This window comes from Verrucomicrobiota bacterium (assembly GCA_016871675.1).
GTDB lineage: Bacteria > Verrucomicrobiota > Verrucomicrobiia > Limisphaerales > VHCN01 > VHCN01.
Window position 1 is genome coordinate 1 of sequence record VHCN01000083.1, and the last position, 11287, is coordinate 11287.

Here is an 11287-nt window from a genome sequence, read left to right on the forward strand (position 1 = left end):
GGAAAAGGCGGGGAAACGAGTGGATAAGTAAATGCCTGCGTCCCCGCTCGAAGGCCTATCCGTCCTTGTGCTCGATGACGAACCGCTGTGGCGGCAGCACGTCGCCGCGTCTCTCGAGAGATTCGGCTCGGACGTGACCGGCGCCGGCTTCTCGCGCACCGCTGGCCGGGGAACATCCGCGAACTCGCCCACACGCTCGAGCGCGCCATCGTGTTCGAGGAGAGCCCGGTGCTGGACTTTCCGAACCTCGCCGCCGCGGCGGCGGTGCCGGAAGCCGCTGCAAAACCCGGCCCGGAAGGCGACTGGCTCAATCCCGCGTTTCATTTTCCCGCGGGCGGCGGCTTCGACCTGGAGTCTGCGATCAACCGCCTCGTGTTGATGGCGTTGAAGGCAACGAAGCACAACGTGACCGCCGCCGCGCGGCTGCTCGGAGTCACGAGGGATTACGTGCGATACCGGCTCGAGGAGAAGGGGCTTGCGCGCGCGCTCGAAGCGGAGGCGCCGGAACAATCTCCCGGAATTCCGGCGCCGCGCAAGTAAGCCCGGCGCGGCGAATCACTCCGCCTTCGCCGCCGCGTTGGCGAGGTCTTTGCCGCGTCGCAGACGGAACGGGTCACTCTTCACGATCGCCACCACGAGCGCGGAGAACCTGTGGTCCTCCTTGGCGGCCTGCGTGGTGATCTGGCGCACGGCGCGCGCGTCGTAGTATTCCAGCCCGCGGCCGAGCGCGTAGGTGAGCATCCTTTCGGCGAGATTGCGAGTGAACAGCTCCTTCTTTTCCTTGAGCACCGCCTTCAACTCGGCGGGACCGTTGAACGCGCGGCCGTCGGGCAGCGTGCCCGACGCGTCGATCCTGCCCTCGCCGTCGCTCGTGCGCCACGCGCCGATGGCGTTGAAGTTCTCGAGCGCGAAGCCCATCGCGTCCATCTGCGTGTGGCAACTCGCGCAGCTCGGGTTCTCGCGGTGCTGTTCCATTCGCTGTCGGAGCGTGCCGGTGAGACGCTTCTGTCCCTCGAGTTCAGGGACGTTGGGCGGCGGCGGCGGCGGCGGCGTGCCGAGCAACTGTTCGAGCACCCACCGGCCGCGCTTCACGGGTGAGGTGCGGGTGGGATTCGAGGTGACGGTGAGCACACTCGCCTGCGCGAGCAACCCGCCGCGCTCCTTCGTGGCAAGCGCGACGCGCCGGAAGTCCTGCTGCTGCTGGAGGCGCCGCCCGCCGTCCGGTTGCAACCCGTAGTGCCGCGCGAGCGCGTCGTTCACATAGGTGAAGTCGGCGTCCAGCAAGTCCAGCACGCTGCGGTCCTCGTGGACGATCTCGCCGAGGAAGAGTTCCGTCTCGCGCAGCATCGAGCGGCGCAGGCCGTCGTTGAATCCGGGGAACAGCTTCGCGTCGGGCGCGAAGTCCTGCAGCCGCTTCAATTGCAGCCACTGCATCGCGAAGTTCTGGACGAGCGCCTCGGCGCGTTTGTCCTTCAGCATCCTTTTCACCTGCGGTTCGAGGTTCGCGGTGAGCTGGCCTTTCGTCGCGAGCGCGGACAGTTCCTCGTCCGGCATCGTGCTCCAGAGGAAGTAGCTCAGGCGTGAGGCGAGCTGGAATTCGTCGAGCGGGTGCGGCTGCTTCGTCTGCGGCCGGTCATCGAGCTCGACACGGAAGAGAAACTTGGGCGAGCACAGCATGGCCTGGATCGCGAGCTGCAGGCCGCCCTCCCACTTGCGTCCGGACGCGACCGCGCCGTCGACGAGGCGCGTCATCGCCGCGACTTCAGACGCCGTCGCGGGCCGGCGATACCCGCGCGTGAGCAGGCGGGTGAGCACCTCGCGGGTCTTCTCGGCGGGCGGCAGGTTGGTCGAGCTGCCGAGGATCATGAGATGCGACGGCGGCCGCGTCTCGAGCGGGCCTTCGCTCCAGATGTGCTCGATGAGCAGCTTCGCCGGCTCCTCGCCCGCGGGCGGCTTGAGCAGCGCGACGCCGGCGCGATTGATGCCGGCCATTCGGCTCACACGGAACTCGATCACTTGAGGACTGGCCGCGGTGCGCGCCGTAATCTCGAAGGTCTTCAAGATTTTCAGCGGCTTCATCGACGCCGCGCCCGCGCCCGCGAACTCGCCGACTTCGGCGTCCGTCGCGGAGCCGGGGAGGTTCTGCCCCTGCACGAACAGGGCGACCTTCACGGGCGATTCGCCGCGCGGCTGCGCGTAAAGCGTGGCGCGCAGGATGAGCTCCGCGTCCGCCGTGAGCTTCAAGTAGTCGCCCGGCGCGGCAAACGGCCCGGAGTGGACCGGCTGGCTGTTCGTCGGCTCCATCACGCGGAAGCGGTCCTGCGAAGTCTGCGCGTTGTTCGGCTGGAGAAAGCGGCCGGCGAGGTGGCGCGTGGCGGGCTTGGGCGGGTTTTCAAAAATCACGCGCTGCGAAATCGCCTCGGCCGCGGCGAGGTAGCGCTCCATCAGCAATGGCGAGAGGCTCAGCACGTCGCCGATGTTGTCAAAGCCGTGCCCGATGTCGTCCGCGGGGAAATCCTCCGCGGGATTGAAATCCACCAGCAGCAGGTCGCGCACGGTGTTCGCGTATTCGGTGCGGTTGAGCCGGCGCAGCGTGACGCGGCCCGGGTCGAGCGGGAGCTTCGCCTCGGCGCGCTCCATGGCGGACTCCACCGCGGCAACGAACGCGGTGACTTCCGCGGGCGTCGGGCGCGGCTGCTTCTTGGGCGGCATCTCGCCCACGCCGACCTGGGTGAGGACGTTGAGCCACAGCTTGCGATTCTGAAGGATTGCGGCATCGGCCTTGTCGTGCTTGAGCAGGTTCAAGTCCGCCTTCGTGGACTTCCTGCCATGGCACTCGAAGCAGTGCTTTTCCATGAACGCGACGCCGACTTTCTGGAACTCGGCGTGGGCCGGCGCCGCGGGCGCGGAGCAGGCGGCGAGCAGCAGTGCGAGCGCGAATGAGCACGCGGGGAAAACTTTGTGTCGGACGGTGAATTGGGCCTGCTTCATGGCACGAGCAGAGCAGAGACTTGGCGTGCGGACTTGGTATTCAACGCCGGGCAAATCTGCCGGTTGCAAAACGCGCGGTGTCCCCAAATAGTAGGGACAGCACCAAGCCGAATGACCGCACCCCCATCCACGCGAGCGATTCCGGACCGGCCGCACGGTTGCGGGCGAAGCCGGGCTGCAGCCGCGGCCCGGGTTGCGGTGCTTCTCGGCGCCGCGGTGGGTTCGATCACGGCGCATTCCGCGCCCGCCCGGCTCACTGCGCAGCAACTGGGGTTCTTCGAGAAACGCGTCCGGCCCGTGCTCATCGAGCACTGTTACAAGTGCCACAGTTCAACCGCCGACAAGGTGAAAGGCGGCCTGTATCTCGATTCGCGCGACGGGGTGCTCAAGGGCGGCAGTTCGGGCCCCGCGATCATTCCCGGCAATCTCGACCGCAGCCTTCTCATCAAGGCCATTCGCTACAAGGACAAGGACACCGCGATGCCGCCGGGCGACAAGAAACTCCCGCCGCACATCATCGCCGACATCGAGCAGTGGGTCCGCATGGGCGCGCCTGATCCGCGCGACAAGCCCGATCGCGTGGACCGCTACGAAGTCGACAAGGCGCGGGCCAAGAATCACTGGGCCTTTCAGCCGCTCTTCAAGCCCGTCTTCCCGGCGCCAAAGGACCAGGACCAGTGGTGCCGGACCGTCATCGACCAATTCGTGCTCGCGAAACTTCAGGAGAAGTCGCTCACGCCCTCGCCGCGGGCGGACAAGATCACGCTGCTGCGCCGCGCGAGCTACAACCTCACGGGGCTTCCACCGACGATTGCGGAAGTGGATGACTTTCTCGCTGACGCTTCGCCCGGGGCGTTCGCGAAAGTGGTGGACCGGCTGCTCGACTCGCCGCGGTATGGCGAGCGCTGGGCCCGGCACTGGCTGGACATTGCGCGCTACGCCGACACCAAGGGCCGCATACAAGGCAACCAGGAGCAGCGGTTTGTCCACTCGCACACGTATCGCGACTGGGTCATCAAGGCGTTCAACGACGACATGCCTTACGACCGCTTCGTCCAGCTTCAACTCGCGGCGGACCGCCTCGCGACAAACGGTGGCAAACAGCACCTTCCCGCGCTCGGCTACCTGACGCTTGGCAACCGCTTCGGCGGAAATCAGAACGACATCATCGACGACCGCATCGATGTCGTGGCCAAGGGACTCATGGGCTTGACCGTGACGTGCGCGCGATGCCACGACCACAAGTTCGACCCCATCCCCACGGCGGACTACTACTCGCTGCACGGCATCTTCTCGAGCAGCGTGGAGCCCGCCGAGGGCGTCGAGCTGGACGTGGGCACCAACACCACGGCGCGCGCGGATTACTTGAGGGCCATCGCGGATGCAGAGAAGGAGGAGTCGGAATTTCGCGCCACGTTGCGCGACCGCGCGCGCGTCGAAGTCACCGGGCGCGTCGGCGATTACCTGCTGGCGGTGGCGGAATTCGCGAACCCGACGAACAGCCTCGGCTTCAACCCATTCATGCAGCGGCGGCGGCTCGAGCCGTCAATCGCAACGGTCTGGCGTGATGCGCTGAAGAAATGGGAGACGGCTCACCACCCGGTCTTCGCGCCATGGATCGCCTATTCGAAACTGCCCGCGGAGGATTTCGCCGCGAAGTCGCGCGAGCTCGCGCCGAAGTTCCGCGCGAACAACGACCCCGAGCGCCCGCTCAACGCCGCCGTGGCACGGGGGTTCACCTCGCCACCGATGAGCCTTGCGCCGCTCGCGGCCTACTACCAGCGCCAGTTCGCCGAGATGGAGCGCCGGTGGATTGACGTGCTCAAGTCGCACGAACTCCGCAAGAAAACCGCCGACACCCCGCCGCCCGAGCCGGCGCTTGCCGACGCCGCGCAGGAGCAGATGCGCCGCGTGTTTTATGACCGCGACTCGCCGATGTTCCTGTTCGACACCGAGCGCGTGGACCGGCTCGTGCAGGCGCTCATCATGCGCGACGCGCAGGTGCGGATGAAACTCGCCGAGCTCCGTCGGGCCATCAACTCCGTCAAGTCCACGCATCCCGGCGCGCCACCGCGGGCCGTCGTGCTCAACGACCGCGACTCGCCGCGCGACTCGAACATCTTCATCAAGGGCAACCAGGGCAGCCGCGGGCCGCTGGTCCCGCGCCGCTTCCTCGAAGTCCTGTCCGGCGAGAACCGTGAACCGTTCCGCGACGGCAGCGGCCGGCTCGAGTTGGCCAAGTCCATCGCCACCGCGGACAATCCCGTCACGCCGCGCGTCATCGTCAACCGCATCTGGCAGCATCAGTTTGGCGAGGGACTCGTCCGCACGCCGGACGACTTCGGGCTGCGCAGCGAGCCGCCGACGCATCCCGAGCTGCTGGATTACCTCGCGTGGAAATTCATCGAGGACGGCTGGTCCATCAAGAAACTCCAGCGGCACATTCTGCTCTCCGCCGTGTGGCAGCAGTCGAGCGACGACATCCCGAAACACGCGCAAATCGACCCCGACAACAAGTGGCTCTGGCAGCAGAACCGCCGCAAGCTCGACTTCGAGGCGCTGCGCGACACCCTCCTTCACATCGGCGGCAAGCTGGACTTCACGATGGGCGGCGCGGGCGTGAGGCTCGACATCCCCGTCGGCACCGAGCCTGCCGCCGCGCAGATGCCCGGTGCCACGGCGCGGCAGGAAATCCGCGCCTATTCCGAGCGGCGCAGCATCTACGGGTTCATCGACCGCGCAAACGTCGGGAACATGTTTGTCGCGTTCGACTTCGCGAATCCCGACCTCAGCACCGGGCAGCGCACCGCCACCATCATCCCGCAACAGGCGCTTTTCATGATGAACAGCCCGCTCGTCATCGAGCAGGCGATGCACATGGTGAACCGCGACGACTTCAAGAACGCGGGCACCGACGCCGACCGCATCAAGCTCCTCTACCGGCTCATCTACTCGCGCGCCGCCTCGGACACCGAGCTGCGGCTCGGTCTCGAATACCTCGCGCTCGAGGCCCGCATGCCCAGGACGCCGCTGCCCGGCCAATCCCCGTGGGAACACGGCTGGGGCGCGGTGGACGCCCGCACGGGGCGCACCGGCTACTTCTGGCCGATGGCGAAATACACCGGCGCCTTCTGGCAGGCCGGACAGAGTTTCCCCGACAGCCGCTACCGCAACCTCAACCTCAGCGCCAACGGCGGCGTGCCCGGTCCCACCCCCCAATACGCGGCCATCCGCCGCTGGATTGCGACCGACGAGGGTGTCGTGTCCATCGACGGCACGATCTCGACTCGCGGCGGCGGGGGCGACGGCGTGCAGGGGCGGATCGTGTCGAGCCTTGCGGGTGTGCTTGGCACGTTCGCTGCCAACGGCAACTCGGTGACCACGCGCGTGCCGCGCCTCGCCATCAAAGCGGGGGACACCATTGATTTCGTGGTGGACTGCCGAACGAACGACCGCTTCGACGCGTTCACCTGGGCGCCCGTGATTTCACTGATCACCATCAACGGCGCCGAGGTGAAGGTTGAAAAGACGTGGGACGCCTCCCGCGATTTCGGCAAGTCCGCCGACAAACGCCGCCTCACCTCGTGGCAAAAACTCGCGCAGGTGATTCTGGAGACGAACGAGCTGTCGTTCGTGAATTGAGCGGAGCGGGTGACGCTCTCGCGAAGTTCGCGCGGACCTGCTAGGCCTCCCCTTCGGCGAGCTTCCGGTAGAGCGTGGCGAGGCTGATGCCGAGCAACGCGGCGGCCCTGTCCTTGTCGCCACCGCACTGCGCGAGGGCGCGGTTGATGTAGGCGGCTTCCTGCTCGTGCACGAAGTCCTTGAGCGCGCCGAGCGGCGCGAGGCCGCCGGCGGGAGCTTCCGTCGCCGCGGTTCTGGCGGTCGCCGCGTCGGCCTTCCCGGGCAGCGAGGCGCGCGAATAGGTCTGCGTGTCGCCGGCGAGCGAGAGGATTTCCGATTCATCCGCGCCAGGCTTGGCGGCGTTTTGCAGCAACGGCGGAAGGTCGGCGACGCGGATGACTTCGCCCTCGCAGAGCGCGGCGGCGCGCTCGATGGCGTTCTCAAGTTCGCGGACGTTTCCATGCCAGTCGTGCGCGTGCAGCACGTCCATGACCCGGCAGGTGATGCGGCAGGTGTTGCCGGAACGCGCGGACTTGCTGCGCAGGAAGTGGCCGACAAGCAGCGCGATGTCATCCTTGCGCTCACGCAACGGCGGCAGCGTGATCGAGATCACGTTGAGCCGGTAGTAGAGGTCCTCGCGGAAGGTGCCGTCCTGGATTTTCTTCTCGAGCGGCTCGTTGGTGGCGGCGATGACACGCACGTTGACGAAGATCGGCGTGTTGTCGCCCACGCGGCGGATTTCGCGCTCCTGCAGCACGCGCAGCAGCCGCGTCTGCAACACGGGCGACATCGAGCCCACCTCATCGAGGAAGATCGTGCCGCCCTCGGCTTCCTGGAACAGCCCCTTCTTGTCGTTGATCGCGCCGGTGAACGAGCCTTTGCGGTGGCCGAACAGCTCCGACTCGAGCAGTGCCTCGGGCAGCGCCGTGCAGTTGATCGGGATGAACGGCGCGAACTGCCGGCGGCTGTTGAAATGGAGCGCCTTGGCGATCATCTCCTTGCCCGTGCCGCTCTCGCCGAGGATGAGGATGGTGCTCTCGGTGTCCGCGACGCGCTCGACCATCTTGAAGACCCGCTGCATGGGCGCGGACGTGCCGATGATCTGGTCGAACTGATACTTCTTCTTGAGCTGCTTGCGAAGGTAGAGGTTCTCGGAGACGGCGGTGTTGTAAGACAGCGCGCGCTGCACGCAGAGACGGAGGTTGTCGATCTTGAAGGGTTTCTCCAGATAGTCGTAAGCGCCCTTCTTCATGGCCTCCACGGCGGTTTCGACCGTGCCGTAGCCGGTGATCATGATCACGGTGGCGGGCGGGTTGAGCGTGCGCGCCTTGGCGACCATCTCGAGGCCGTGCGGGCGGTTTTGGTCGAGGTAGAGGTCGGTGATGACGAGTTCCGGCGCGACGGCCTCCATCGCCTCGATCGCGGCGGCGCCGTTCGTGAAGGGAACCACCTCGTGACCCTCGGCCCGCAGGAACTCGGAGACGAGGTGCACCATCGTGACATCGTCATCCACAAGCAGAACTTTGGCCATGAGTGAAGGCTAAGGAAACGCTCCCGCCCGAGGCAAGAGTGGATTCAAAAACCGCCCGCGCGGCGCGCGAACCTGACCGCCTATGCCGGGATCATGCCCGACTTCCGCGCGTAGTTGAACAACCCGCCGGCGTCCACCACCGGCCGCACGTCGCCCAGCGGCTTGAAGGAATGCACCTCGCCCGTCGCGTGGACGCTCACCGTCGCCGCGTCGAGGTCCACCGTGACCACGTCCCCGGTCTTCACGTGGTCGCAGAGCCGGGCGGTAAGTTCGCAGGGATACAGTTCGCCCGTCGCGACGCAGTTGCGGAAGAAGATGCGCGCGAACCCCTCTGCGAGCACCACGCGGCAACCGGCCGAGCCGAGCGCGATGGGCGCGTGCTCGCGCGAACTGCCGCAGCCGAAATTCCGCCCCGCCACGATGATCGGGAACTCGGCGTCGAGCGCGCCGTCCTTGACGAAGCGCTGCGGATAGAGCGAGTCGGGCAGACCGATGAGCGCGTAACAGCCGAGCTTCTCGTATTCGGCGGGGATGGTTGGGACGAGCGTCAGGTATTGCGCGGGAATGATCTGGTCGGTGTCGATGTTGTCGCGCACAACAAACACCGGGCCGGTGAACGAGCTCTTCATGCGGGCGGGACTGTGCGGACGCGCGGTCCGGTTTTCAAGCGCGCGGTTCCGAAGTCTGGCACTCCCGCCCGGATTTCGGTCCCGGCGAGATCGCATCCGCAGCCCGCGGTCACCTGGGGCATCGATTGCGAGGCTCGAGTGGCTGAAACCCCGAAAGCCCCGGATGCGAAAGGCGCAACCGATTCATGCTTTCCATGACCGGTTCCTCCGAAGCCGGACGCCCCGCCTTGCGGCAAGCCCGCCGCGGTGCCCGCCATCTTCCCGCGACATCACGGCACGGCACGGCACCGCGCCGAACAGGAACGCGAGAGGTTGATCCGCGAGTTGCAAGACGCGCTCGCGCAGGTCAAGGCGCTCAGCGGCCTGCTGCCGACGGGCGCGGGGTGCCGGAAGATTCGTGACGACCCGGGCGGCTCCTCGTTATTCTCTCCCCGTGACCGCACCACTCCCGCCCGATGAGGACGCCCGGATGACGGCCCTTCGCAAATGCAACATCGTGGATTCGGAGGCCGAGCGCGACCGGTTGAAATCCGATCTCCGCGACGCGCAGGGAAAGATCCGCGTGCGCTGCGGCCTCACCCACGACGGCGCGGATTAGGCCGCGTCCCGCCAACCCGCGCGACGATGCGGCCGCTCGCCCTACACGACCTTCACGCCGCGCGCGGCGCGACCTTCGCCGAGGTGCAAGGTTGCGAAGTTGTCTCCCACTACGGCGATGCAGCCGCCGAACACGCGGCGCTGCGTTCGCGAGCGGTTGTGTTCGACCTCGGATTCCGCAGCCGGCTCTGCCTCACGGGCGCGGACCGCGTCGCGTTTCTTCACGGGCAGGTCACCAACGACGTGAAGGCGCTCGCGCCCGGCGCGGGCTGCTACGCTGCGCTCGTCACCGCGCGCGCGAAGATGGTATCCGACCTCAACCTCTGGCGCCTTCAAGATGAACTCCTGCTCGATTTCGAGCCGGGCCTCGCCGCGGCGGTCACGGGCCGGCTCGAGAAGTTCATCGTCGCCTCCGACGTGCAGGTGCTCGACGCGTCGCCGCACTTCGGGCATTTGAGCGTGCAAGGCCCGCGCGCGGCGGAACTCCTTGCGCGCGCCGACCTCCCCGCGGAAGCGCCCGGGCTCAACCTCTCGTCCGTCTCGGTTGACGATGCCGCGCTTGGGCAACAGCTTGTGATGAACCTTCCGCGCGCGGGCACGGCGGGATTCGACATCTTCGCGACCGGGTCAGCCACCGCAGGACTGCTGGAAAAACTCCTCGAAGCCGCTCGCCACGTTGGCGGCCGGGCCGCGGGCTGGCAGGCGCTGGAATGGGCGCGCGTCGAGGCGGGCATCCCGCGGTTCGGCGCCGACATGGATGAGACCACGCTTCCGCCCGAGGCCGGCATCGAGTCGCGCGCGGTCAGCTACTCGAAGGGCTGCTACGCCGGGCAGGAAGTCATCGCGCGCATCCGCACTTATGGACAGGTCGCACGAAGGCTCTGCGGCTTGCGGCTCGCGGACGAACTCGCCCCCCTGCCGCCTCGCGGCGAGCAACTCCTGAAGGACGGCAAGGAAGCCGGCTTCGTCACGACCGCCATCGCTTCGCCCGCGTTGAAGGCGAACATCGCGCTTGCCTATGTGCGGCGCGAGGCCTGCGTCATGGGCACGGAACTCACGCTCAGCCCGGGCACCGGCGCTTCAATGGCGCGCGTGGTCGCACTTCCCTTCGCGTAGCCGCGCGGGCGGCTCAATTCAGCGCGTGACACGCCGCGGCTTCCGTGGAAACCTCCGCGCGCATGAAAACCATCGCTCTGACCGCCCTCGCCGCCATCGCGCTCGCGTTCACCGCCGGCGCGCAGGACAAGAAAGCCGCCAAGGAAGTCGCCGTGCTCAAGTTCAAGGATTTCGGCGAGATCACCGTCGAGTTTTGGCCAGAGGTCGCGCCCAAGACCGTCGAAAACTTCATCAAGCTCTCGAAGGACAAGTTTTTCGACGGGACCCAGTCGCACCGGCTTATCCCCGGTTTCATGATCCAACTCGGCGACCCGAAAACAAAGGATCCGACCAAGGAAAACGAGTGGGGCACGGGCGACCCGGGCTACAAGATCAAGGCCGAGTTCAACGACCGCCCGCACGACAAAGGCGTGCTCTCAATGGCGCGCAGCGCGCACCCCGACAGCGCAGGCAGCCAGTTCTTCATCTGTTTCACCCGCGAGCGGACGGCGCAACTCGACCGCCAATACACCGTCTTCGGCAAGGTCCTCAAGGGACTTGACGTCCTCGACAAGCTCGAGAAAGTCCCCGTCGGCGGCCCGCAGGGCAGCAAGCCCCAGCGTCCCGTCGTGCTCGAAAGCGTCAAGATCATCGCCGCCGACTCGGCGAAGTAACCACCGCACTACCTCACCGCCCATGAGCCACGCCAACGAAGTCGCCGTCTTCACCACCGACCACGGCCAGATGATCGCCGAGTTCTGGACCGACGTCGCGCCGAACACGGTCGCCAACTTCAAGAAGCTCGCTCAGTCCGGCTACTACG

The 11287-nt window shown here is 66.7% G+C and carries 9 protein-coding genes; 6 read left to right on the top strand and 3 right to left on the bottom strand.

Annotated elements, in window-relative coordinates:
• The first annotated feature begins 87 nt into the window (after positions 1 to 87).
• The gene (locus FJ386_13615; protein MBM3877730.1) at positions 88 to 540 is read left to right on the top strand and encodes a hypothetical protein; all 453 of its coding nucleotides are present in this window, start codon (positions 88 to 90) and stop codon (positions 538 to 540) included.
• 15 nt (positions 541 to 555) lie between these two features.
• Here the strand turns inward: FJ386_13615 and FJ386_13620 are convergent, their stop codons facing one another.
• A complete protein-coding gene (locus FJ386_13620; protein ID MBM3877731.1) occupies positions 556 to 3228 on the bottom strand; it encodes a DUF1592 domain-containing protein in 2673 nt (890 codons plus the stop codon).
• On the opposite strand from FJ386_13620, the gene FJ386_13625 reads away from it, so the two are divergent.
• Entirely contained in the window at positions 3103 to 6633 is a 3531-nt protein-coding gene (locus tag FJ386_13625) for a DUF1553 domain-containing protein (GenBank protein MBM3877732.1), read from the top strand. The two genes, FJ386_13620 and FJ386_13625, sit on opposite strands and share 126 nt — an antisense overlap.
• Before the next feature lie 40 nt (positions 6634 to 6673).
• Here FJ386_13625 and FJ386_13630 read toward each other — a convergent pair whose 3' ends face one another.
• Complete coding sequence (locus FJ386_13630; GenBank protein ID MBM3877733.1) at positions 6674 to 8143, bottom strand: sigma-54-dependent Fis family transcriptional regulator; 1470 nt, start codon at positions 8141 to 8143, stop codon at positions 6674 to 6676.
• An 80-nt stretch (positions 8144 to 8223) separates the two neighbouring features.
• Positions 8224 to 8772 carry a 3-isopropylmalate dehydratase gene (locus tag FJ386_13635; protein ID MBM3877734.1) on the bottom strand — a complete coding sequence of 183 codons (549 nt, stop codon included), beginning with the start codon at positions 8770 to 8772 and terminating at the stop codon, positions 8224 to 8226.
• Between the two features lie 246 nt (positions 8773 to 9018).
• Here FJ386_13635 and FJ386_13640 point away from each other — a divergent pair, with 246 nt between their 5' ends.
• The 4 genes from FJ386_13640 to FJ386_13655 form a co-directional block, all read left to right on the top strand.
• Positions 9019 to 9231: a hypothetical protein gene (locus FJ386_13640; protein ID MBM3877735.1), complete on the top strand. Its 213-nt coding sequence runs from the start codon at positions 9019 to 9021 to the stop codon at positions 9229 to 9231.
• Between the two features lie 27 nt (positions 9232 to 9258).
• Complete coding sequence (locus FJ386_13645; GenBank protein MBM3877736.1) at positions 9259 to 10485, top strand: aminomethyl transferase family protein; 1227 nt, start codon at positions 9259 to 9261, stop codon at positions 10483 to 10485.
• A 62-nt stretch (positions 10486 to 10547) separates the two neighbouring features.
• On the top strand, positions 10548 to 11138 hold the full coding sequence (locus tag FJ386_13650) for a peptidylprolyl isomerase (GenBank protein ID MBM3877737.1): 591 nt from the start codon (positions 10548 to 10550) through the stop codon (positions 11136 to 11138).
• 22 nt (positions 11139 to 11160) lie between these two features.
• Positions 11161 to 11287: peptidylprolyl isomerase (locus tag FJ386_13655; GenBank protein MBM3877738.1), on the top strand; the 127-nt coding region annotated here is incomplete at its 3' end.